Raw genomic sequence first — 23,106 nt, 5'->3', positions numbered from 1 at the left:
CCCGGCCCCGCGCGAGCCGCCGCGGCGATCTCCTTCAGGGAAACCGAAGGAGGACGTCATGACACTCGCCGAGGTGCTGCCCAGCGTGGGCCTCGCCGGTGAACCGCCGCTGGACGAGGGCCTGTGGCCGCGCACCACCCGCCTCGCCGAGGGCGGTGACCTGACCTGCGGCGGGGTGAGCCTGTCCCGGCTCGCCGCGCGGTTCGGCACGCCGGTGCAGGTGCTCGACGAAACCGAGATCCGGCACCGCGCCGAGACGCTGCGCGCCGCGTTCCCGGGCGCCGAGATCGCCTTCGCCACCAAGGCACTGCCCGTGCGCGGGGTGCTCCGGCTGCTGGGCTTCAGCGCGGACGTCTGCTCGGCCGGGGAGATCGCGATGGCGCGCTCGGCGGGCGTGCCGGGCGACCGGATCCTGGTGCACGGCAACGTGAAGACCCCGGAGGACCTCAAGGCCGCGTTCACCGCGCGCGCCGGCCGGATCGTGGCCGACTCCGGCGACGAGATCGACCAGCTCGCCGCGCTCGCCCCCGCCGGGCAGCGGGTCCTCGTGCGGGTCACCCCGGGCGTCGACGCGCACACCCACCGCGCGCTGGCCACCGCCGTCGACGGCCAGAAGTTCGGGTTCTCCCTCGCCTCGGGCGCCGCGCTGGACGCCGTGGGGCACGTCCTCGCCCAGCCGGGCCTGCGGGCCGCCGGGCTGCACTGCCACCTCGGGTCGCAGGTCCGCGACACCGGCGCCTACGCCGAAGCCGTACGGCGCATGGTGCACCTGCTCGCCCAGGTCCGCGACCGGCACGGGGTGACGCTCGACCAGCTCGACCTCGGCGGCGGGTTCGCCGTGCCCTACCGGCCGGGCGAGGCGGCCTTCGACCTGACCGGCGCCGCCCGCCGCATCCTGGGCACGCTGCGCCTGGAGTGCGACCGCCACCGGCTCGGAGTCCTGGCCCTGGTGCTGGAACCCGGCCGCTGGCTCGTCGCGACGGCCGGAATCACGCTGTACCGGGTGGCCGCGGTGAAGGACGGCTTCGTCGCGGTGGACGGCGGCATGAGCGACAACCCGCGCCCCGCGCTGTACGGCGCGCGCTACACCGCCCGGCTCGTCGGACGGCACACCAGGGCGCCCCGCCGCCCGGTGACCATCGCCGGCCGGCACTGCGAGGCCGGGGACATCCTGGCCGAGGACGTCCCGCTGCCCGCCGACGTCCGCCCCGGCGACCTGCTCGCGGTGCCGGTGAGCGGCGCCTACCACCACGCGCTGGCGTCGAACTACAACCTGACCGGCCGCCCACCACTGGTCGCCGTCGCCGCCGGCGCGGCGCGGGTGCTGGTGCGCCGGGAGACCGAGGAGGACCTGCTGCGCCGCGACGTGGGCTGATCCGGGAAGCTCGGCACATGGTCTCGGTATTGCAGAACGTCGCGATCGACTGCGCGGACGCCTACGAGCTGGCCCGGTTCTGGAGCGGGGTGACCGGCCGTCCGCTCCACCCGGACGACCGGCCGGGCGATCCGGAGACGCAGGTGCTGCTCGCGGAGGGCCCGGTGCTGCACTTCAACCAGGTGCCCGAGCCCAAGACGATCAAGAACCGGATCCACCTGTGCCTGCGCCCGGAGACCTCGCGCGACGAGGAGGTGGCGCGGCTGCTGGGCCTCGGCGCCACGTTCGTCGCCGACCGCCGGAACCCGGACGGTTCCGGCTGGGCCGTCCTCGCCGACCCCGAGGGCAACGAGTTCTGCGTGCTGCGCAGCGAGTCCGATCGGGCCGCGGGGGAATCCTGACGCGCCGGGTCAGTTCCGCGCCGCCAGTGTCGTGTCGATGAACGCGCGCGTCGCGGCGGTGACCGGGCCGCTGCGGTGCACCAGCCACTGCGGCAGCCGCTCCGGCGGGTCGAACCGGTAGACGTCCGCGCCCGCCCGGACGGCCAGGTCCGACCAGCCGTCCGGCATCAGCCCCGCCCCGATGCCCTTCAGCACCATCGGCAGCACCACGCCCCGGTCCCCGGCCTCGGCCGCGATCGTCATGTCCCCCACGGTCGCGGCCAGCCGGTCGAACAGCGCCCGCACCGCCGTGGCCGGCTTGGTGACCACGAACCGCATGCCGCGCAGCATCTCCGGCGCCACCGCGGGCCCCGGCACGCCGAGCGCGCCGGGCGGCACGACCAGCAGGAACTCCTCGTCCCGCAGGTGGTGCGTCACCAGCCCCTGCCCGGACGGCCGCTCCGCGCTGCCGCACACCCCGACCTCGCACCGGCCCTGCAGCACCATCGCGACCACCTCGGCCGCCGACATCGCCGACGTCGTGCTGACCGTGACCCCCGGATGCCGCCGCGCCAGCTCGGCGATCACGCTGGTGACCGGTTCCAGCCCGGACGACGAGGTCGCGGCGACGTCCACCCGCCCGGCCGCGCCGTCCCCGATCGCGCCCGCCGCGGCCCGCAACGCGTCCAGGTCCCGCAGCACCAACCGGGCCCGGCCGGTCAGCGCCTCGCCCGCGGTGCTCAGCACGGCGTGGCGGCCGACCCGGTGGAACAACGTGACGCCCAGCTCGTGTTCGAGCTTGCCGATCGCGCGGGACAGCGACGGCTGCGCGACGTGCAACGCCTTCGCCGCCGCGGTGAACCCGCCGTGCTCGACGATCGCGACGAAGTACTCCAGCTGGCGGCGTTCCACCACGGCTCCCATCGATAGCGAACGGCTATGGGGATGGTGTCACACATGTCTTGGACGTTCACCCGTTCGAGGGTGTCTACTCGATCCGTGTTCACCACCCGTCCCACGCTGCAGGGCACTCACGGCATGGTGTCGTCGACCCACTGGCTCGCCTCCGCCACGGCGATGGCGGTGCTGGAGGACGACGGCAACGCCTTCGACGCGGCCGTGGCCGCCGGGTTCGTGCTGCACGTCGTCGAACCGCACCTCAACGGTCCCGGCGGCGAGGTGCCGATCATCCTCGCGCCCGCCGGCCAGGCGCCGCGCGTGCTGTGCGGGCAGGGCCCGGCCCCGGCGGGGGCGACGGTCGCGCACTACACCTCGCTCGGCCTGGACCTGGTGCCCGGCACCGGCCCGCTGGCCGCCGCCGTGCCCGGCGCGTTCGACGCCTGGATGCTGCTGCTGCGCGACCACGGCACCAAGACGCTGGCCGAGGTGCTGCGCTACGCCATCGGCTACGCCGAGCACGGGCACCCGGCGGTCGAGCGGATCGGCTCGACCATCGCCAGCGTGCGGGAGCTGTTCGAGACCGAGTGGACCAGCTCCGCGGAGATCTACCTGCGCGACGCGCGCCCGCCGAAGCCCGGTGAGATGCTGCGCAACCCGGCGCTGGCCGCGACCTGGCGCCGGGTGATCGCCGAGGCCGAAGCCGCCGGCGCGGGCCGGGAGACCCAGATCGAGGCCGCCCGCCGGATCTGGCGCGAGGGCTTCATCGCCGAGGCGATCGCCGAGGCCGCCGCCCGCCCCACCCTGGACACCTCCGGCGAACGCCACGCCGGCACCCTGACCGCCGACGACCTCGCCGCGTTCGAAGCCGGCTACGAGGACCCGGTCACCTACGACTGGCAGGGCTGGACGGTCGCCAAGTGCGGCCTGTGGAGCCAGGGGCCGTCGTTCCTGCAGCAGCTCGCCCTGCTGCCGGACGGTCTCGAGTACGGCACCCCGGACTACCTGCACACGCTGATCGAGGGCACCAAGCTCGCCATGGCCGACCGCGAGGCGTGGTACGGCGACAGCACCGGCGTCTCGCTGGACACCCTGCTGTCCGCGTCCTACAACGACTCCCGCCGCGCCCTGATCGGCGAGCGGGCGTCGGCCGAACTGCGGCCCGGCTCGCCCGACGGCCGTCAGCCGCGGCTGAGCAAGCAGGCCGAACTGGCGCTCAGCGGCGCGGTCCCGCCGCCGCCCGCCGCGGGCGCCGGTGAGCCGACCGTCGCCAAGGACGGCGCCACCCGCGGCGACACCTGCCACCTCGACGTGGCCGACCGGTGGGGCAACCTGATCGCGGCGACCCCGAGCGGCGGCTGGCTGCAGTCCAACCCGGTCATCCCGGCCCTCGGCTTCCCGCTGGGCACCCGGCTGCAGATGGCCTGGCTCGACGAGGGCCTGCCCAACTCCCTGGTACCCGGCCGCCGCCCGCGCACCACGCTGTCGCCGTCGATGGCGCTGCGCGACGGGGTGCCGGTGATGGCGTTCGGCACGCCCGGCGGGGACCAGCAGGACCAGTGGAGCGTGCATTTCTTCCTCGCCGTCGCGCTGCGCGGAACGGTACGCGGAAGCCTCGACCTGCAGGGCGCGATCGACGCCCCGAACTGGCACACCGACAGTTTCCCGAGTTCGTTCTACCCGCGCGCGATGAAACCGGGCAGCGTCACCGTCGAATCGCGCATCGGCGATTCCGCGATAACCGAACTGCGCCGCCGTGGGCACGATGTCGAGATCGCCGACCCGTGGTCGGAGGGACGGCTCTGCGCGGTCGCCCGCGACCCGGAAACCGGTGTGCTGTCAGCGGGTGCGAACCCGCGCGGCATGCAGGGCTACGCCGTCGGACGCTAGCCCGCGACATTTCCGAAAACGGAAATCAGCGGTCCGATCCATCCCCCCGGACCGCTGTTTTTCCTGCCCGCGCGGCGACCGTGATTCGTTACCGGAATTAACTCGCCGGAAATCGATGACAAACCGCGGGAAACTACCGTAGGCTGCGCACACATTCGAACGCGCTGGAGTTTGCCCATGCCCCACGAGAAGTCCCGGTGGCGCGTTTTCGCGTCACTCGCGGCGGTCACCGTGGCGCTCACCGCGTGCGTGCCGGTTCAGCACGTGGCGAGCACCGCCGAGCACACCGACGACTACGGCACGCCGGTCGGCGCCCAGGCCGTGCAGGCCGGGGGCGAGCTCGTGATGGGCCTGTCGTCCGAGCCGGACCGGCTCGACCCGACCACGTCCAGCTCGCTCTACACGCGGTACGTGATGAGTTCGATCTGCGAGAAGCTCTACGACCTGGATGCGTCCGGGCAGATCGTGCCGCAGCTGGCCACCGCGCTGCCGGCGCTGTCCGCGGACGGCCTCACGGTCACCATCCCGGTGCGCACCGGCATCACGTTCGCCGACGGCACCCCGTTCGACGCCGCCGCCGTCCGCACCAGCCTGCAACGCCACCTCACGCTCAAGGGCTCGCAGCGGGCCAGCGAGATGGGTCCCGTGCAGAGCGTCGAGGCGCCCGACGCGACCCACGTCGTGCTCACCTACAAACGCCCGTTCGCGCCGATCACCGCCGCGCTGGCCGACCGCGCCGGGATGATCCTGTCCCCCGCCGCGCTGGCGGCCGATGGCGCGAACTTCGGCGACCACCCGGTGTGCGTGGGGCCGTTCAAGTTCGTCAAGCGCGTGCCGCAGACCTCGATCGAGGTCGAGCGCGACCCGCTGTACTACGACGCGGCGCACGTCCACTTCGACCGCATCCTGTACCGGATCATGCCCGACGCCAACATCCGCGCCGCGAACCTGCGCTCCGGTGACATCCAGGTCGCCGACCTGATCTCGCCGCAGGACGTCGACGCGCTGGCCAAGGACCCGGACCTGAAGGTGCTGCAGTCCCCGTCGCTGGGCTACCAGGGCGTCACCATCAACACCGGCAACGTCGACGGCGCCGGCACCCCGGCCAAGCCGATCGACACCCCGATCGCGCGCGATCGGCGGGTGCGGGAGGCGTTCGCCGCGAGCATCGACCGGCAGACCCTGGTCGACACCGTCTTCAACAACTGGTTCGACGTGGCCTGCTCCCCCATCGCGCCGCAGTCGCCGTACGCGACACCGGCCAGCAACGCCTGCCCCGCCTTCGACCCGGCGCGGTCGCGGCGGCTGCTGGCCGAGGCCGGCGTGCCGGTGCCCTACACCGTCACGCTGCAGGTGTCCAACAGCCAGGACCAGCTGCGCTACGCCCAGGCGCTGCAGGCCAGCGTCGCCGAGGGCGGGTTCGACCTGAAGATCGTCCCGGTCGAGTACTCGACGCTGCTGGACGTGCAGAAGCGCGGCGCGTTCGAGGTGCTGCAGCTGGGCTGGTCGGGCCGCATCGACCCGGACGCCAACACCGCGCGGTTCCTGTCGTCGGGCTCGGCCGGCAACTACGGCGGGTTCGCCTCGCCCGAACTGGACGATCTGCTCGCCAGGGCCGCCCGCACCACCGACACCGCCGCCCTCGCCGAGCTGTACGGCCAGGCCACGCGGGTGATCCAGCGGGAGAACCCGATCGTCTACACCTACCGGCTGCGCAACCTCACCGTCCACTCGGCCCGGGTGGCCGGGGTCGAGGTGTACGCCGACGGCGTGGTCCGGCTCGGCAAGGCCGCCTTCCGCGCGGGCCAGGAGGGCTGACGACCATGCTGCGTTACCTGTTCCACCGGCTCTGGCAGTCCGCGGTCACGCTGGTGCTCGCCTCGATCGTGGTGTTCGCCGGGGTGCGCGCGCTGCCCGGCGACCCGGCGCTGGCGATGGCGGGCGAGGAGGCCGACGCCGAGACGCTGGCCGCCGTGCGCGCCCAGCTCGGCCTCGACCAGCCGCTGCCGGTGCAGTACTTCAAGTTCCTCGGCAACGCGGTGACCGGCGACTTCGGCCGCTCGACCCGCACCGGCACGCCGGTGACCGAGATGATCGGCACGACCCTGCCGGTCACCGTGCAGCTCGCGGTGTACGCGATGCTGATCGCGGTGCTGGCCGGCGTGCTGCTCGGCGTGCTCGCCGCGGTGTTCCGCGGCCGCTGGCCGGAGTGGGCCGCCAACGGGTTCTCGCTGTTCGCCCTGTCGGTGCCGACGTTCTGGCTCGGCATCCTCGCCGTGGTCTACCTGTCCGTCCAGCTGGGATGGTTCCCGGCGTCGGGATACGTGTCCCCGCTGAAGGATCCGCTGCGCGGCGTGTACTACCTGACGCTGCCCGCGGTGATCCTCGGCCTGTCGCACGCCGCGGTGGTGCAGCGCCAGACCCGCGCCTCGATGACCGGCACGCTGACCGCCGACTTCGTGCGCACCGCGCGGGCGAAGGGCCTGGGCCGCGGCGCGGTGATCTTCCGCTACGGGCTGCGCAACAGCCTCATCGTGGTCACCACGATCGTCGGCCTGCAGCTGGGCGGGCTGATCGCCGGGGCGGTGGTCACCGAGCGGATCTTCAGCCTGCCCGGCATCGGCAAGCTCACGCTCGACTCGGTGTTCAGCCGGGACTACCCGGTGATCCAGGCCGTCGTGCTGGTGATCACCTTCGCCTACATCGTCATCAACCTGCTGGTCGACGTCCTCTACACGGTCATCGACCCGCGGGTCCGGGTGTCTGGGAGGGCCGCATGACCGCGCCCGAGGTCACTGCCGAAACCACGCTCGCTCCCGGGCGGGTCCGCGGCCGGGTGTGGCGCAACCTGCTGCGCAACCCGATGGGCATCACCGGCGGCGTGCTGCTGCTGATCGTGCTCGTCGCCGGGATCTTCGCGCCGTGGCTGGCGCCCTACGCACCGTCCGAAGTGCACTTCACGACGCCGTTCCAGCAGCCGGCGACGGTCGGGTTCGCCCTGGGCACCGACGACCTCGGCCGCGACGTGCTCTCCCGCGTGCTGTACGGGACGCGGACCTCGCTCGAGGTCGGGCTGCTGTCGGTGCTGCTCGCGATCGTCGTGGGCGTCCCGCTGGGGCTGCTGGCCGGATACTGGCGGTGGCTCGACGCGATCGTGTCCCGGCTGACCGACCTGATGCTGGCGTTCCCGTTCCTGCTGCTGGCGGTCGGGCTGGCCGCGATCAACGGCGGCGGGCTGACCAACGCGGCGATCGCGCTGGGCATCGCCAACATCCCCACGATGATCCGCGTGGTGCGGGCGGAGACGCTGCGGCTGAAGGACAGCGATTTCGTGCTCGCGGCGCACACCATGCACGCCGGGCCGCTGCGCGTGCTCGGGCAGCACATCCTGCCGAACGCGATGTCGGCGATCATCGTGCAGGCGACGGTGATCATGCCGGCCGCGGTGCTCGGCGAGGCGATCCTGTCGTTCCTCGGGCTGGGCATCCAGCCGCCCGAGCCGAGCCTGGGCATCATGCTCTCCGACGCGCAGCAGTACCTGTTCCGCACCGTGTGGCCGGGGGTGTTCCCGGGCATCGCGCTGGCCCTGATCTGCCTGGGGTTCAACCTGTTCGGCGACGCGCTGCGCGACGCACTCGACCCGAGGAGCTCCCGATGACCGAACCGTTGCTGCGGGTCGAGGACCTGCGGGTGTCCTTCGGCGGCACCGAGGTCGTGCACGGCGCGGACCTGACGATCATGCCCGGGGAGCGGGTCGCCGTGGTGGGCGAGTCCGGGTCCGGCAAGTCGACGACGGCGCACGCGGTGCTGGGCCTGCTGCCCGGATCCGGCCGGGTGACCGGCGGGCGGATCGTGGTGCGCGGCGAGGACGTCACGCACGCCGGCGAAAAGCGGATGCGGCGGCTGCGCGGCCGGGAAATCGGCCTGGTGCCGCAGGATCCGATGACGAACCTGAACCCGGTCGCGCGGGTGGGCAGGCAGGTCGCGGAGACGCTGGTGACGCACGGGCTGGCGAACCGGCGGGAGGCGATGGCGCGGGCGGTGGAGATCCTCGGCGAGGCGGGGCTGCCCGATCCGGCGCGGCGCGCGCGGCAGTACCCGCACGAGTTCTCCGGTGGCATGCGGCAGCGGGTGCTGATCGCGATCGGGCTGGCGTGCCGGCCGGACCTGCTGATCGCCGACGAGCCGACCTCGGCGCTGGATGTCACGGTGCAGCGGCAGATCCTGGACCACCTGGACGGGCTCACCCGCGAGCTGGGCACGGCGATGCTGCTGGTCACGCACGACCTGGGGCTGGCCGCGGACCGGGCCGACCGGGTGGTGGTGATGTCGCAGGGCCGGGTCGTGGAGTCCGGTCCCGCGCGGCGGGTGCTGACGGCGCCGGAGCACGAGTACACGCGGCGGCTGATCGCGGCCGCGCCGTCGCTGAAGGAACCGCTGCCGGTGGCGGCCGCCGCGGCGGCGGTGCTCGAGGTGTCCGGGGTGTCGAAGGAGTACCGGATCCGCGGCGGCGGGGGCGTGTTCAAGGCGGTGGACGACGTGTCGTTCACGGTCGAGCGCGGCCGCACGACGGCGATCGTCGGCGAGTCGGGGTCGGGCAAGACGACGACGGCGCGGATGGTGCTCGGGCTGGTCCCGGTGACCGCCGGCACGATCCGGCTGGACGGGGAGGACGTGCTGGGCCTGCGCGGGGCGCGGCTGAAGGCGGCGCGCCGGGCGATGCAGCCGGTGTTCCAGGACCCGTACGCCTCGCTCGACCCGCTGTTCACGGTGGAGCGGCTGATCAGCGAGCCGTTGCGGGTCTTCCGGATCGGCGACAAGGCGAGCCGCGCGGCGAAGGTGCGGGAGCTGCTGGACCAGGTGGCCCTGCCGTCGTCGGTGGCGCACCGGTACCCGAACGAGCTGTCCGGCGGCCAGCGGCAACGGGTGGCGATCGCGCGGGCCCTGGCGCTGGACCCCAGGCTGGTGGTGTGCGACGAGGCGGTGTCCGCGCTGGACGTGCTGGTGCAGGACCAGATCCTCACCCTGCTGCGGCGCCTGCAGGAGGAGCTGGGGCTCAGTTACCTCTTCATCTCGCACGACCTGGCCGTGGTGCGCGCCATCGCGCACGACGTGGTGGTGATGCGCGCCGGGCGGGCGGTGGAGCAGGGCCCGGTCGGGAAGGTGCTGGCCGCCCCGGAGGAGCCCTACACGCAGGCACTGCTGGACGCCATCCCGGGAGCGGGCGTGTTCGCCTGACCGGTGCACACGGACCGGCCGACCAGCGCGACGAGTCAGCTCCGCGGTCGGCCGGGCGTCCTTGCGCCGCGCCACCGTCCAGGCCCCGCGGCGTGCCGCCGGGGCATGCCCTCACCCGTCGGCGAGTACCGTCTCGAAGGCCAGCTCCGCGGCGCCCAGCAGCTTCGCGTCCGTGCCCAGCGCCGAGGTCGCCACCCGGGTGCCGGCCAGGGCCCGGCTCACCAGGCTCCGCTCGCGCACCGAGCGCTCCACCTGCTCGACCAGCACCGGCGGCAGCGCGGTCAGCAGGTCGCCCAGCACGACCAGCTGCGGGCACAGCAGGTTGACCACGTTGCCGAGCCCGAGCGCGAGCCAGTCGGTGAACTCGGCCAGCTTGTCCAGCGCCGCACCGTTCGCCGACAGCAGCCGCAGCTCGTGCACGATCGCGCCGACCGGGCTGTCCTCGTCCAGCCCCAGCGCCCGCGCCAGGGCCCGCTCCCCCACCTCGGTCTCCCAGCAGCCGCGCGAGCCGCAATAGCACTGCCGCCCCCTCGGCCGCACCACCATGTGCCCGACCTCGCCGACGTGGTGCCCGCCGGCGCCGCGCATCGACACCCCGTTGGAGATCACGCCGCCGCCGACGCCGACGTCCGCGCTGATGTAGACCAGGTCGTCGAACCCGCGCGCCACGCCCCGCAGGTGCTCGGCCAGCGCGCCCAGCTCGGCGTCGTTGCCCATGTGCACCGGCAGGTGCAGCGCGCGCGACAGCCACGCGCCGAGCGGGATGTCCGTCCAGTGCAGGTTCGGCGCCTCGTGCACGAACCCGTCGGCGTGCCGCACCACACCCGGCACCGACACCCCGGCCGCGACCGGCTGGACGCCCAGCTCGTCGATCAGCGGGCCGGCCGTGTCGACGATCTTGGTGAACACCTCGCGCGGGTCGTTGGTGGTGGAGCGGATGTTCCACCCGCCCCGCCCGAGGATCTCGCCGCCGATCCCGACCAGCGCCATCCCGGCCCGCTCGACCCGGATGTCGATCGCCAGCACCACCGCGGCCTGCGGCTGCGGCAGCACCAGCAGCGACGGGCGGCCGGCCCCGCTGCGCTGGGCAGGCACCCGTTCCTCGACGAGCCCGTCCTCGGCCAGCCCGTCCACCAGCGCCTTGATCGTGCTGCGGTTCAGCCCGAGATCGGTGGCGAGACTGGCCCGTGTGGACGGACCATGGACGTGCAGCCGGCGCAACAGGGCGGCCCTGTTGTGCCGGCGCACGTCGTCCGGGCGCGTGCCCGCGGTCGGTGTGGTCGTCACCTGCGCTTCCCTGCTGGCCTGTGATCGGCGGTCCTCACCCGTGCCTCAGCGCGCCACCGCGGCACGCTTGCGGGAGAGCGCGTCGACGGCTGCCGCCACCAGTAGGACCAGGCAGGTGATGATGTTAACCGTTGCCGCCTGGAATCCGAGCAGGCCGAGGCCGTTCTGGACGGTCGCCAGCACCAGACCACCGATCACCGCGTCCCGCAGCCGGCCGCGGCCGCCGAACAGCGACGTGCCACCGATCACCGCCGCGCCGACGGCGAACAGCAGCGTGTTGCCGCCACCGGAGTTGCCGTCCACCGCGCCCACCTTGGAGCTGTAGACGATCCAGTGGATCGCGGCCACCGCCGAGCAGATCAGGAACACGCTCATCCGGATCTTGTCGACCTTGATGCCGGCGCGCCGCGCGGCCTCCTTGTTGCCGCCGACCGCGTAGATGTGCCGCCCGTAGCGGGTGCGGTCCAGCACGAACGTGCCGGCGACCAGCAGCACCAGCACGATCGGCACGACGTAGGGCACGCCGGCGATCGTGGTCAGGTCCGGGTTGGGCGAGCGGTTGGTGTTGAGCAGGTAGGTCGCGACCGCGCCGATCACCAGCACCGCAGCGGCCTTGACGAGCACGATCGTCGTGGGCTGCGCCACCAGCCCGCGGCGCAACCGTCCGAAGTGGCGGGTCAGGACGACCGCGGCGTACCCGCCCGCGGCGACGGCGAACATGATCCAGCCGCCCAGGATGGACAGGTTGCCGTTGGCCACCTGGTAGAGCACGTCGCTCTGCCGGATGGAGATCGTGCCGCCCTCGCCGACCAGCTGCAGCAGCAGGCCGTACCAGCCGATGAACAGCGCCAGGGTCACCACGAACGACGGGATGCCGATCTTGGCGACGATGGTTCCGGTCAGCGCGCCGATGACGACGCCGACGCAGATCGCCAGCACGATCTCGATCCACGGGTTGGCCGCGAACCCGGCGAGCATCACGACCGGTACGACGAGCGAGAGCACCGCGCCGATCCAGACGCGCATCCACACGCACAGCGCGGCCGCCACGATCGACCCGGCGATGAACCCGTAGAACACCGTGCTGCCGAAGTTGCCCAGCAGGTTGCCGTTCTGCGTGAAGTGCAGCGCCATCACCGACGCCGCGAGCCCGGAGGCGGTGCCGGCGGACAGGTCGATCTCGCCGAGCAGCAGCACCGGCACGATGCCCATCGCGATGATGGTCTGCCCGGCGCCCTGTGCGAACAGGTTCGCGATGTTGTTCAGCGACAGGAAGGTGTCGGACAGCCCGGTGAACACCAGCACCAGCACGAGCAGGCCGAGCAGCGCGGGCAGGGCGCCCAGCTCGCCGCCGCGCAGGCGCCCGAAGTAGTCACCGATCGCCTCGCGGGTGGACCGCGAGGTGGTGTCGATGCCGAAGTCCGAGATCGCCGCCGGGGGCCGGCCCGAGCCGGGCTTGGTGGGGGTTTCAGTCATGGCCACTTCTTTCCTCACACGGCCGCGGTCTCGGGGCGGGCCAGGCCGAGGTCGCCGGACCGGCCCGCGGTGATCAGTTCGACGACCTGGCTGTTCGTGACGTCCTTGGTGGCGACGTCGGCGGCCAGCCGGCCGAGGTAGAGGGTCGCGATGCGGTCGGCCACCTCGAACACGTCGTTCATGTTGTGGCTGATCAGCACCACACCCAGGCCCTGCTCGGCCAGGCGCCGGACCAGGTCGAGCACCTGCCGGGTCTGCGCCACGCCGAGCGCGGCGGTCGGCTCGTCGAGCAGCACGACCTTGCTGTTCCACAGCACGGCCTTGGCGATCGCGACCGTCTGCCGCTGCCCGCCGGACAACGACGACACCGGGGTGCGCACCGACTTGACCGTGCGCACCGACAGCGACGCCAGGGTCTTGCGCGCGGCCAGCTCCATCGCCGCCTCGTCGAGCAGGCCGCGCTGGTTGCGCTCGCGGCCGAGGAACATGTTCTGGACGATGTCGAGGTTGTCGCACAGCGCGAGGTCCTGGTAGACGACCTCGATGCCCAGCGCGGCGGCGTCGCGCGGGTTGTGGATGTGGACCGGCTCGCCTTCGAAGACGATCTCGCCGCTGTCGATCGGGTGGATGCCGGCGATGCACTTGACGAGCGTGGACTTCCCGGCGCCGTTGTCGCCGACCAGCGCGGTGACCTCCCCCGCGCGCACCTGGAAGTCCACGTCGTGCAGGACGTGCACCGGCCCGAAGCTCTTGTTGACGCCTCGCAGCGCGAGGACGGGCTCGTTCATGGCAGAACCTCCGCTATCAGTGGCGTGACGCGCGTGCGGGGGACGCGCGGCCGGGGTCACCGGTCCGCGCGTCCCCAGCTCGATGCGCGCCGTCAGGAGATACCCAGCTGCTGGCAGACCGCGGCGGTGTCGCCGCCGCAGATCTCGCTCGCCTTGACGTAACCCTGGTCGACCACCATCTTCACGTTCTCCTTGGTGATCGAGAACGGCTGCAGCAGCACCGACTTGACCGTGCGGTTGCCGGTCGGGTCGGTCGAAGTCTGCTTGGCGATCGCGTCGGCGCCGGCGGTGTCGCCCTTGACCAGCGCGGCGGCCAGCTGCGCGGTGGCGTCGGCCTCCTGCTGGATCGGCTTGAACACCGTCGAGTACTGCTGGCCCTGCAGGATGGACTTCAGGCCGGCGGCGCTGGCGTCCTGGCCGGTGACCGGGACCGAACCGGCGAGGCCGTTCTTCTGCAGCACCGTGATCACGGCACCGGCCATGCCGTCGTTGGCGGCCAGCACACCGTCGACCTTGCCGCCGTTGGCGGACAGGAACTGCTCGAACGTCGCGCCACCGACCGCGTTGTCCCACTTGTCGATGCGCTGGCTGGCGACCTTCTTCAGCGCGCCCGAGCTGTAGAGCGGGCCGAGGACCTCCTGCTGCCCGTTGTAGAACAGGGTCGCGTTGTTGTCCGTCGGCGAGCCCTCGATCTCGATGACCTGGGCGCCGGGCTTGTTCTTCAGCGCGTCCGCGAGCGCCTGGCCCTGCAGGCGGCCGACCTGGACGTTGTCGAAGCTGACGTAGTAGTCGGCGCTGCCACCGAGGTTGAGGCGGTCGTAGTTGATGACCGGAACGCCCTGCTGCTTGGCCTTCTGCTCGACGGTGGCGCCGACGTCCCCGCTGGGCGCGGCGATGATCAGGACCTTGACGCCCTGGCTGAGCATGCTGTCGGCCTGCTGCGCGAACCGCTGGTTGTCGCCCTGGGCGTTCTCGATGATCGGGCTGAGCCCGGCCTTCGTCAGCGCCGACTGGAGCATCGGCTGGTCGAAGCCGGCCCACCGGGCCGAGGTCGCGGTTTCGGGCAGGATCACGCCGACCTTCGGGCCGCCGTTGTCGGACCCGCCGCTCCCACCGCTTTCGTTGTTGGCGCTGTTCGCACCGCACGCGGTCAGCGCCAGGACGAGCCCGGTGCCCGCGGCGGCCAGCGCGAGGGTCTTTCTCCGCTTCATTGCGTCCCCTTGGCAGGAATGTTGTGGCTCACAACATTTGAATGTTGTGGCCGACAACATACGTCGTAACCGCGTGTGAGGGAAGCCCGCTCCGACACGTTCCGGTAACAAAAGGGCCGCGATCCTCAAGTCCCGGACGGACGGGCAGGCCTTCCGGCCCTACCGGGCAAAACGGGGTGGGCACCGGCGTAGCCGCCCCAGTCGATCACCGCGCACGGCACGTCGCCGACCACCCAAGCGTCGTGGCCGGGCGGGCAGATCATGACGTCCCCGGGCCCGAAGCCGGCCTGGTCGCCGTCGTCCATGCGGATCGTCATCCGTCCGGACAGGACGTAGCCGGTGTGGTTCGCCTGACAGCTCTCCGTACCCGCGATCGGTTGATGTGCTGGGACCACCGCCAGCCCGGGTGGAACGTCGCGCGACCCGCGGCTACGCCGGCTACGCCAAGCGGCGCTAGCCCAGCCAGGCGGCGAAGTCGTCGCGCAGCGAGACACCCGCCACGCGCTCCGCGTGCGCGACGAACTCCTCGGTCGTGACCGTGCCGTGCGCGTGCCCGGCCACCCACGACCGCAGCAGGCCGAAGAACACCTCGTCGCCCACGCGGGCGCGCAGCCCGTGCAGCACCAGGGCCCCGCGCTTGTACACCTGCTCGTCGAACAGGCGCGCCACCCCGGGGTCGCCGATCGCGACGTCGGTGCCCACCCGCGCCCGCCAGTCACGCGCCAGCGCCGCTGCGGACGCGCCGCCGGAGGCCTCCGACCACAGCCACTCCGCGTAGGTGGCGAAGCCCTCGTTGAGCCAGATGTGCCGCCAGCCGGCGACCGTGAGGCTGTTGCCGAACCACTGGTGCGCCAGCTCGTGCACCACCAGCCGCTCGAACGTGCGACGGCCGTCGACGTGGTTGGCGCCGAAGATCGCCATCCCCTGCGCCTCGATCGGGTCGTCCAGGTCGTCGTCGGTGACCACCACGACGTACTCGCCGAACGGGTACGGCCCGAACCACTCGGTCAGCCGCGCCATCATCTCCGGCTGGCGGCCGAAGTCGTGCGCGGCCGCCGCACGCAGCCGCCGCGGCACCGCGAGCCGTTGCCCCGCGCCGAGTTCCAGCTCGTCGTACCGTCCGATCTGGACACTCATCAGGTACGGCGCGGTCGGCTCGCGCCGCTCGAACACCCACGTCGTCGCGCTGCCCCCGGCCCGCCGGGCGACCAGGTCCCCGGTCACCAGCACGGTGTAGGCCGACGCGGTGGTCAGCGACACCCGGTAGGCCGCCTTGTCGCCGGGCCGGTCGTTGCACGGGAACCAGGACGGCGCCCCGGTCGGCTGGCTCGCCACGAGCGCGCCGTCGGTCAGCTCGTCCCACCCGATCTCGCCCCACCGGCTCGCGACCGGACGCGGGTTGCCGGCGTAGCGCACCTCGACGGTGAACTCGCCGCGCACCGGGCGGGCCGGTGCGACCACGAGCTTGCCGCCGCGGTGGGTGAACCGCGCGGTCCGCCCGTCGACGCGCACGCCCTTGACGCTGAACCCGGCCAGGTCGAGCGGGATCCGGTTCAGCTCGTCCACCGCGACGGCGGACAGGACCGCCCGCGCGCTCAACCGGTTCGGCCCGATCTTGTAGTCCAGCTCCAGGTCGTAGTGCGTGACCCGGTAGCCGGTGCTGCCGTGGCCGAGCGTGTAGTCCGCGCGGCTCACGCCCGCCACGCCGCGATCGGGTTGCCCAGCCAGCGGCTGTCGGCCGGGACGGCGTCGCCGCGGGTCACCAGCGAACCCGGGCCCACGGTGGTGCGCGCGCCGATGCTGGCGCCGGGCAGCACGATCCCGTGCGGGCCGACGGTCGCGCCCCCGGCCACGGTCACCTCGCTCATGCGCATGATCCGATCATGGAACAGGTGGGTCTGCACGACACAGCCGCGGTTCACGGTCGCGCCGTCGCCCAGCCGCACCAGGTCCGTCTCCGGCAGCCAGTAGGTCTCCAGCCACACCCCGCGGCCGATCTTCGCGCCCATCGTGCGCAGCCAGCACGGCAGCAGCGGCGTGCCCGCGCTCCAGCCCACCAGCCACGGCACGGCGAGCGTCTCGACGAACGTGTCGGCCAGCTCGGTGCGCCACACGAACGAACTCCACAGCGGGTGGTCCACCGCGCGGAACCGGCCGGTCAGCGCCCACTTCACCGCCGTGGTCACCGCACCCGCCACCAGCCCGGCGACGACCAGCACGACCGGCGCGGCGAGCGCGGCCACGACCAGCCCCGCCGCCGACCGCACGGCCGCCAGCGCCGCGAGCACCAGCACCGCGAGCGCGACCGCGCACATCACCGGCACGATCCGGCACAGCTCGACCGCCGCCCGCGCGACCTTCAGCCGCGACGGGGGCGCGAACGTGCGGCTCGCATCCGCCGTCTCGACCGCACGGCGCAGCGGCATCGGCGGCATGCCGAGGTAGGACGAGCCCTTCTTCGCCTTGCGCGGCGCGGAGGACAGCACCCCGACCAGGCCGCGCTTGGGCACCGCGCGCCCGGCCGCGGCCATGCCGGAGTTGCCGAGGAACGCCTGCTTGCCGATGCGCGTCGGGGCGACGTGCAGCCAGCCGTGGCCCAGCTCGTAGGTGGCGACCATGGTGTCGTCGGCGAGGAACGCGCCGTCGTCGACCTGCGTCATCCGCGGCACCGCGAGCACCGTCGAAACCTCCGCGCCGCGGCCGACCTTCGCGCCCAGCAGCCGCAGCCACACCGGCGTGAACAGGCTCGCGTACAGCGGGAACAGCACCTGGCGGGCCAGGTCCATCAGCCGCTCGGTGGCCCACACCTGCCACGCGATCCGGCCGTGCACCGGGTGGTAGCCCTGGTGCAGGCCCAGCCCGAGCAGCCGCACGGACACCAGCACCAGCAGCGCGTACGTGCCGAACGCGGCGAGCGTCCCCACCGGCACCGCCAGCAACGCGGCACCCAGCGCGGCGCCGATGGTCGTCGAATCCGCGACCGCGGCGCCCAGCACCAGCAGGCCGGGCACGGCGGCGAGCACCGGGAACAGGCCCAGCACGAACGACGCGGCGCCGTAGGCGAAGGCCCAGAACCGCGACCGCGGCGGCCGGCTGGACGGCCAGCGCAGCGCGCCCTTGCCGTCGCGGCGGGCGGGCGAACCGGCCCAGCGCTGACCGGCCGGCACCGCGCCCAGCACGGTCGACCCGGCCGCGATCTCCGCGCCCTTGCCGATCCGCGCCCCGGGCAGCAGCACGCTGCGCGCGCCGACGCGGGCACCGGCGCCGATGCGGATCTTGCCGAGGTGCACGACGTCGCCGTCCACCCAGTGCCCGGACAGGTCCACCTCGGGCTCCACGGCCGCCCCGCGGCCCAGCTTGAGCAGCCCGGTGACCGGCGGCGGGGTGTGCAGATCGACGTCCTTGCCCACCTTCGCGCCCAGCGCGCGGGCGTAGAGCGTCATCCAGCTCGCGCCCGAAATCCCGGCCGCACCGGCGGCCTCGGCGAGCCGTTCGGCCGCCCACAGTCGCAAGTGGACCCGGCCACCACGCGGGTGGGTGCCCGGGCGGACCCCGCGCAGCAACAGCCGGGCGCCGCCCGCCGCGATGCCGATGCGGCCCGGCGGGCTGAACAGCACCAGCCACGCCAGGGCGAGCGACCACCACGGCACCGCGGGCGCCCACGCGACACCGGTCATCGAGAGCACAGTGGACAGTGCGGCCAGCGCGGTCAGCCAGCGCAGGCCGGTCAGGGCGAGCACCGGCAGGGCCAGCACGGCCTGGACGGCTCCCGCCCGGCGCGGCACCGGACGGACATCGCGCCGCCGGGCGGTTTCCCCCTCCAGGCCGTCCAGCAGCGCGGCGAGCTGCCCGAGCTTCGGGTGCCGGTAGAGGTCGGCGACCGAGACCTGCGGGTGCCGGGTGCGGATGCGCGCGACCAGCTGCGCCGCGGTGAGGCTGCCACCACCATTGGTGAAGAAGTCCGCGCCCGGATCGGTGACCGGCACGCCGAGGATCTCGGCCCAGCCCTCGGCGAGCCACGACTCGGTGGGCGTCAACGCCGCCACACTGTCCACTGTGGCCAGCGGCCAGGGCAGCGCGGCGCGGTCGACCTTGCCGGAGGTCCGGGTGGGCAGATCGTCCACGACCGCGAGCAGCGGCACCAGCGCGGCGGGCAGCCGGTCCCGGAGCAGAGCCGACGCCTCGGCGGTGCCGAACTCGCCCTGCGGCACGACGTAACCGACGAGGACCTGGTTGCCCGCCTTGGTGGTGCGGATCGCGGCGGCGGCTCCGGCGACGCCGGGCAGCGCCTGCAGCGCGGCGTCCACCTCGCCCAGCTCGATGCGGCGGCCGCCGAGCTTGACCTGCTCGTCGGCTCGGCCCAGGAAGACCAGCCCCGCGGGCTCGGCGCGCACCAGGTCGCCGCTGCGATAGGCGCGCTCCCAGCCCAGCGCGGGCAGCGGCGCGAACTTCTCGGCGTCCTTCACCGGATCCAGGTAACGGGCCAGGCCGGCGCCGCCGATCACCAGCTCACCGGACTCCCCCATCGCCACCGGCTCCCCGGCCGCATCGACGACCACGAGGTCCCAGCCGGCCAGCGGCAGCCCGATCCGCACCGGGCCCTCACCGGTCAGCGGCGCGGCGCAGGCGACCACCGTGGCCTCGGTGGGGCCGTAGGTGTTCCACACCTCGCGGCCCTCGACGGCGACCCGCCCGGCCAGCTCCGGCGGGCACGCCTCGCCGCCGAAGATCAGCAGCCGCACGTCCTCCAGCGCCTCGGCCGGCCACAGCGCGGCCAGCGTCGGCACGGTGGACACGATCGTGATGCGCTGCGCGACCAGCCACGGCCCCAGGTCCACCCCGGTGCGCACGAGCGCGCGCGGTGCCGGCACCAGGCACGCGCCGTGCCGCCAGGCCAGCCACATCTCCTCGCACGAGGCGTCGAAGGCGACCGACAGCCCGGCCAGCACCCGGTCACCGGGCCCGATCGGTTCCTCGGTGAGGAACAGCCGGGCCTCGGCGTCGACGAAGGCGGCCGCCGAGCCGTGGCTGACCGCCACCCCCTTGGGTTTGCCGGTCGAGCCGGAGGTGAAGATGATCCACGCGTCGTCCTCCGGCGCGGGCGGCCCGGTGCGGCGGCCGGGCTCGGCGAGCATCGTCAGCCCGTCGTCCATCAGCACCGCGCACACCCCGGCCTCGCCGAACACCAGCTCGGCCCGCTCGTCCGGGTCGTCGGCGTCGACCGGCACGTACGCCGCGCCCGCGGCGAGCACGCCCAGGATCGCGACGTAGAGGTCGGCGGTGCCGGAGGAGATCCGCACGCCGACGCGGTCACCGCGGCCTACGCCCTCGGCGGCCAGCCGCCGGCCCAGCGCCTGCGCCTCCTCGGACAGCCTGCGGTAGCTCAGGACCCGCGCACCGTCGTCGAGCGCCGCCGCGTTCGGGTGCCGCGCGGCGGTGGCGGCCAGCACGTCCAGCAGCGTGCGCCGGGCCGCGGCGGGTCCACCCGGGAACAGGGCCCGCTCCGGGGCCAGCACCCCGGGCAGCATCGGATCGAGAACGGGCGCGCCCATGGAGTTCACCTTCCGCCAGCGGCCGGGCCGGAACTCGCGAAAAGAGTGAGGCGCCCGCGCGGGACGATCACTCTACCCGAGGTGAACACCGGGTGACCGGGCGGTCTCACCGGGGTGTCGCCGCCGTCACACCTCGTTGCGTCACTTGCCCTTCTTGCCGGGCCGGGGCTTCTTTTCCCGCACCCGCACGTTGATCCGCACCGGGCTGCCCTCGAAACCGAAGCGCTCGCGGAACTTCCGCTCGATGAACCGGCGGTACCCGGCCTCCAGGAAGCCGGTGGTGAACAGCACCAGCGTCGGCGGGCGGATGCCGGCCTGGGTGGCGAACAGCACCTTCGGCTGCTTGCCGCCACGCACCGGCGGCGGGGTGGCCGCGATCAGCTCGGACAGCCACGAGTTCAGCTGCCCGGTCGGCACCCGCTGGTCCCACGACGCGAGCGCGGTCCGCAGCGCCGGCGCGAGCTTGCGCACCGAACGACCGGTGAGCGCGGAGATGTTGACCCGCTCGGCCCACGTGACGCGCACCAGGCCGCGGTCGAGTTCCTTCTCCAGCTGGTGGCGGCGGTCCTCGTCGACGAGGTCCCACTTGTTCAGCGCGAGCACACAGGCCCGGCCGGACTCCACGACCGACGTCAGCACCCGCAGGTCCTGTTCGGACAGCGGCTCGCTGGCGTCCAGCAGGACGATGACGACCTCGGAGGAGTCGATGGCCGCCTTGGTGCGCAGCGACGCGTAGTACTCGGTGCCGCTCGCGGTGTGCACCCGCTTGCGCAGACCGGCGGTGTCGACGAACCGCCACACCTGGCCGTCCAGCTCGACCAGCGAGTCGACCGGGTCGACCGTGGTGCCGGCGACCGAGTCCACGACGGACCGCTGCTCGCCGGTGAGCTTGTTGAGCAGGCTGGACTTGCCCACGTTCGGCTTGCCGACCAGCGCGACGCGGCGCGGCCCGGCCACGGCCTCGCGCTCCCGCGGCGCCTCCGGCAGCGCCTTGATGATCGCGTCGAGCAGGTCGCCCGAGCTGCGGCCGTGCAGCGCGCTCACCGGGTACGGCTCGCCCAGGCCGAGCGACCACAGCGAGGCCACGTCGGACAGCAGCCGCTCGTCGTCGACCTTGTTGGCGGCCAGCAGCACCGGCCGCTTCGACCGGCGCAGCACCTTGGCCACCGCCTCGTCGGTCGCGGTCGCGCCGACCGAGGCGTCCACCACGACCAGCACCGCGTCCGCGGTGTTCATCGCGAGCTCGGCCTGCGCCGCGACCGCGGCCTGCAGGCCGGTCGCGCTCGGCTCCCAGCCACCCGTGTCGACCACGGTGAACCGGCGCCCGGCCCACTGCGCGTCGTAGGCCACCCGGTCCCGGGTCACACCGGGGGTGTCCTGCACGACCGCCTCGCGACGGCCCAGGATCCGGTTGACCAGGGTGGACTTGCCCACGTTCGGGCGCCCGACGACGGCCAGCACGGGCTGGCTCAGCTCGGCTTCCTCCTCGGACGCCGCGTCGTCGGCCTGGTTGTCGAGCGCGGTGAACTCCGCCTCGTCCGACCAGGTCCCGTCAAGCTCCGTCATAATTCCGCTTTCTTCCCGCGCACGGACTCGCCCTGCGCTGCACGCCATTCGTCGAGGGTGCGGACCAGGCCCGCGAGCTCGTCCCGCAGCCGCCCGGTCGCCTCGTCCAGCCCGGCCCGGCCGCGGCCGACCTCGAGCGTGAACGGTTCACCCACCAGGATGTCCACCCGGGGCCGGAACCGCCGCCCGCTGCCGGCGGGACGCCGCGTCCCGCGCACCGCGATCGGCAGGACCACCGCGCCCGAGGCCCGGACCAGCCAGGCCGCGCCGCGTTCGGCGCTGGCCACGTCACCGTCGCCGCGGGTCCCCTCCGGGAACACCGCGACCACTCCGCCGTCGGAGAGCACGTTCGCCGTGGTCAGCAGGGGCGCCCGGCCGGGTTCGCCCCGGCGCACCGGCACCTGGCCGATCCGCCGGAGGAACCACCCGACGGCCCCGGTGAACATCTCCTCCTTGACGAGGAACACCGAACGCCGCGGCAACATTCCGAAGATGATCTGCGGTTCGACCATCGAGCTGTGGTTGGCCACCACCAGCACCGGCCCGGTCCGCGGCACGCGCTCCAGCCCGCGGATCCGCAGCCGGTAGGCCGGCTTGAACAGGTGCGTCCCGACGAACCGCGCGGCGTCGTGCAGCCACGCCGACGCACCCGCAGGCAGACCGGCAGGGCTCACCGCGTGACCTGCGCGCACTCGCCCAGCAGCCCGCGGCGCCCGGCCAGCTCGGACAGGGCGACCAGCACCTGGTCGATGGACAGTTCGGTGGTGTCCAGGTGCACGGCGTCGTCGGCGGCCTTCAGCGGCGCGACCGCGCGGGTCGAGTCGAGCCGGTCCCGCCGGTCGACCGACGCCAGCGCCTCGGCCTGGCTGCTCTGCCGCCCGGCCGCGGTGTCCTGGGCGCTGCGGCGCGCGGCCCGCACCGCCGGGTCCGCGGTCAGGTAGACCTTGAGCGGGGCGTCCGGCGCGACGACCGTGCCGATGTCCCGGCCCTCGACGACGATGCCGCCGACCTCGCCGAGCACCTCGCCGATGATCCGCCGCTGACGGGCCACCAGCAGCTCGCGCACCTCCGGCACCGCCGAGACCGGCGACACCGCGTGGTTGACCTCGGCGCCGCGGATCTCGGCCGCCACGTCCTCACCGGCCAGGTGCACGCTCGGCGCCGACGGATCGGTGCCCAGGGTGAAGTCGGTGGTGCGGGCCAGCTCGGCGACCGCCGGGCCGTCGGCCGGGTCGACGCCCGCGCGCAGCACGGCCAGCGTCACCACCCGGTACATCGCACCGGTGTCGAGGTACCCGGCCGACAGCCGGCCGGCGAGCTTGCGCGCCACCGTGGTCTTCCCGGTTCCCGAGGGTCCGTCCAGAGCGACCACGCCGCGTAGGGCTCCCGCCACCGATGCTCTCCTCGCCGTCTCGATCGGTCCGTACCTGCGGTTCTCCATTGTGC

The 23,106-nt window shown here is 73.3% G+C and carries 18 protein-coding genes; 7 read left to right on the top strand and 11 right to left on the bottom strand.

Annotation, left to right across the window (positions count from 1 at the left end; translation table 11 throughout):
* The first annotated feature begins 58 nt into the window (after positions 1 to 58).
* A complete protein-coding gene (lysA, locus tag D0D28_RS05730) occupies positions 59 to 1,375 on the top strand; it encodes a diaminopimelate decarboxylase (protein ID WP_116109966.1) in 1,317 nt (438 codons plus the stop codon).
* A 17-nt stretch (positions 1,376 to 1,392) separates the two neighbouring features.
* Positions 1,393 to 1,776, top strand: coding sequence for a VOC family protein (locus D0D28_RS05725; protein WP_094008668.1), 384 nt, complete (start codon positions 1,393 to 1,395; stop codon positions 1,774 to 1,776).
* Positions 1,777 to 1,785: 9 nt separating this feature from the next.
* Here D0D28_RS05725 and D0D28_RS05720 read toward each other — a convergent pair whose 3' ends face one another.
* A complete protein-coding gene (locus tag D0D28_RS05720) occupies positions 1,786 to 2,667 on the bottom strand; it encodes a LysR family transcriptional regulator (protein WP_233157517.1) in 882 nt (293 codons plus the stop codon).
* An 87-nt stretch (positions 2,668 to 2,754) separates the two neighbouring features.
* Between D0D28_RS05720 and D0D28_RS05715 the strand changes: the two genes are divergently transcribed.
* The 5 genes from D0D28_RS05715 to D0D28_RS05695 all read left to right on the top strand — a co-directional run bounded on the left by D0D28_RS05715 (position 2,755) and on the right by D0D28_RS05695 (position 9,780).
* Entirely contained in the window at positions 2,755 to 4,542 is a 1,788-nt protein-coding gene (locus D0D28_RS05715) for a gamma-glutamyltransferase family protein (RefSeq protein ID WP_094008670.1), read from the top strand.
* A 177-nt stretch (positions 4,543 to 4,719) separates the two neighbouring features.
* Positions 4,720 to 6,360, top strand: coding sequence for an ABC transporter substrate-binding protein (locus tag D0D28_RS05710; protein WP_116109965.1), 1,641 nt, complete (start codon positions 4,720 to 4,722; stop codon positions 6,358 to 6,360).
* 5 nt (positions 6,361 to 6,365) lie between these two features.
* The gene (locus D0D28_RS05705) at positions 6,366 to 7,322 is read left to right on the top strand and encodes an ABC transporter permease (RefSeq protein ID WP_094008672.1); all 957 of its coding nucleotides are present in this window, start codon (positions 6,366 to 6,368) and stop codon (positions 7,320 to 7,322) included.
* A complete protein-coding gene (locus D0D28_RS05700; RefSeq protein ID WP_094008673.1) occupies positions 7,319 to 8,200 on the top strand; it encodes an ABC transporter permease in 882 nt (293 codons plus the stop codon). The genes D0D28_RS05705 and D0D28_RS05700 overlap by 4 nt, the downstream gene beginning before the upstream one ends.
* Positions 8,197 to 9,780, top strand: a complete 1,584-nt coding sequence (locus D0D28_RS05695; RefSeq protein WP_116109964.1) for an ABC transporter ATP-binding protein — start codon at positions 8,197 to 8,199, stop codon at positions 9,778 to 9,780. The genes D0D28_RS05700 and D0D28_RS05695 overlap by 4 nt, the downstream gene beginning before the upstream one ends.
* Before the next feature lie 111 nt (positions 9,781 to 9,891).
* Here D0D28_RS05695 and D0D28_RS05690 read toward each other — a convergent pair whose 3' ends face one another.
* The 10 genes from D0D28_RS05690 to cmk form a co-directional block, all read right to left on the bottom strand.
* Positions 9,892 to 11,067 (bottom strand): ROK family transcriptional regulator, encoded by a 1,176-nt coding sequence (locus D0D28_RS05690; protein WP_094008675.1) that lies wholly within the window; start codon positions 11,065 to 11,067, stop codon positions 9,892 to 9,894.
* A gap of 45 nt (positions 11,068 to 11,112) precedes the next feature.
* Complete coding sequence (locus D0D28_RS05685) at positions 11,113 to 12,543, bottom strand: sugar ABC transporter permease (protein ID WP_116109963.1); 1,431 nt, start codon at positions 12,541 to 12,543, stop codon at positions 11,113 to 11,115.
* Positions 12,544 to 12,557: 14 nt separating this feature from the next.
* Positions 12,558 to 13,331 carry an ATP-binding cassette domain-containing protein gene (locus tag D0D28_RS05680; RefSeq protein WP_094008677.1) on the bottom strand — a complete coding sequence of 258 codons (774 nt, stop codon included), beginning with the start codon at positions 13,329 to 13,331 and terminating at the stop codon, positions 12,558 to 12,560.
* 92 nt (positions 13,332 to 13,423) lie between these two features.
* Complete coding sequence (locus D0D28_RS05675) at positions 13,424 to 14,542, bottom strand: sugar ABC transporter substrate-binding protein (RefSeq protein ID WP_094008678.1); 1,119 nt, start codon at positions 14,540 to 14,542, stop codon at positions 13,424 to 13,426.
* Positions 14,543 to 14,667: 125 nt separating this feature from the next.
* Complete coding sequence (locus D0D28_RS36550) at positions 14,668 to 14,847, bottom strand: hypothetical protein (protein ID WP_240323105.1); 180 nt, start codon at positions 14,845 to 14,847, stop codon at positions 14,668 to 14,670.
* Between the two features lie 148 nt (positions 14,848 to 14,995).
* Complete coding sequence (locus D0D28_RS05665; RefSeq protein ID WP_094008679.1) at positions 14,996 to 16,246, bottom strand: M1 family metallopeptidase; 1,251 nt, start codon at positions 16,244 to 16,246, stop codon at positions 14,996 to 14,998.
* Positions 16,234 to 20,094: a Pls/PosA family non-ribosomal peptide synthetase gene (locus tag D0D28_RS05660; RefSeq protein ID WP_116109962.1), complete on the bottom strand. Its 3,861-nt coding sequence runs from the start codon at positions 20,092 to 20,094 to the stop codon at positions 16,234 to 16,236. Before D0D28_RS05660 ends, D0D28_RS05665 begins: the two co-directional genes overlap by 13 nt.
* Positions 20,095 to 20,235: 141 nt before the next feature.
* On the bottom strand, positions 20,236 to 21,660 hold the full coding sequence (der, locus tag D0D28_RS05655; RefSeq protein WP_094008681.1) for a ribosome biogenesis GTPase Der: 1,425 nt from the start codon (positions 21,658 to 21,660) through the stop codon (positions 20,236 to 20,238).
* Positions 21,657 to 22,334, bottom strand: a complete 678-nt coding sequence (locus D0D28_RS05650; protein WP_094008682.1) for a lysophospholipid acyltransferase family protein — start codon at positions 22,332 to 22,334, stop codon at positions 21,657 to 21,659. Before D0D28_RS05650 ends, der begins: the two co-directional genes overlap by 4 nt.
* The gene (gene cmk, locus D0D28_RS05645; RefSeq protein ID WP_094008683.1) at positions 22,331 to 23,032 is read right to left on the bottom strand and encodes a (d)CMP kinase; all 702 of its coding nucleotides are present in this window, start codon (positions 23,030 to 23,032) and stop codon (positions 22,331 to 22,333) included. The genes D0D28_RS05650 and cmk overlap by 4 nt, the downstream gene beginning before the upstream one ends.
* Between the last annotated feature and the right edge of the window lie 74 nt (positions 23,033 to 23,106).

The organism is Amycolatopsis ruanii, from assembly GCF_003385175.1.
Classification (GTDB): domain Bacteria; phylum Actinomycetota; class Actinomycetes; order Mycobacteriales; family Pseudonocardiaceae; genus Amycolatopsis_E; species Amycolatopsis_E thermalba.
The sequence above is the reverse complement of the archived record's forward strand: the minus strand, read 5'-3'. Positions and strand labels throughout refer to the sequence as shown.

Coding starts and splice junctions, on each gene's coding strand:
- D0D28_RS05710 (WP_116109965.1), top strand. CDS start 4,720: ATGCCCCACGAGAAGTCCCGGTGGCGCGTTTTCGCGTCACTCGCGGCG.
- D0D28_RS05700 (WP_094008673.1), top strand. CDS start 7,319: ATGACCGCGCCCGAGGTCACTGCCGAAACCACGCTCGCTCCCGGGCGG.
- D0D28_RS05705 (WP_094008672.1), top strand. CDS start 6,366: ATGCTGCGTTACCTGTTCCACCGGCTCTGGCAGTCCGCGGTCACGCTG.
- D0D28_RS05685 (WP_116109963.1), bottom strand. CDS start 12,543: ATGACTGAAACCCCCACCAAGCCCGGCTCGGGCCGGCCCCCGGCGGCG.
- lysA (WP_116109966.1), top strand. CDS start 59: ATGACACTCGCCGAGGTGCTGCCCAGCGTGGGCCTCGCCGGTGAACCG.
- D0D28_RS05675 (WP_094008678.1), bottom strand. CDS start 14,542: ATGAAGCGGAGAAAGACCCTCGCGCTGGCCGCCGCGGGCACCGGGCTC.
- D0D28_RS05725 (WP_094008668.1), top strand. CDS start 1,393: ATGGTCTCGGTATTGCAGAACGTCGCGATCGACTGCGCGGACGCCTAC.
- D0D28_RS05660 (WP_116109962.1), bottom strand. CDS start 20,094: ATGGGCGCGCCCGTTCTCGATCCGATGCTGCCCGGGGTGCTGGCCCCG.
- der (WP_094008681.1), bottom strand. CDS start 21,660: ATGACGGAGCTTGACGGGACCTGGTCGGACGAGGCGGAGTTCACCGCG.
- D0D28_RS05695 (WP_116109964.1), top strand. CDS start 8,197: ATGACCGAACCGTTGCTGCGGGTCGAGGACCTGCGGGTGTCCTTCGGC.
- D0D28_RS36550 (WP_240323105.1), bottom strand. CDS start 14,847: ATGGACGACGGCGACCAGGCCGGCTTCGGGCCCGGGGACGTCATGATC.
- D0D28_RS05680 (WP_094008677.1), bottom strand. CDS start 13,331: ATGAACGAGCCCGTCCTCGCGCTGCGAGGCGTCAACAAGAGCTTCGGG.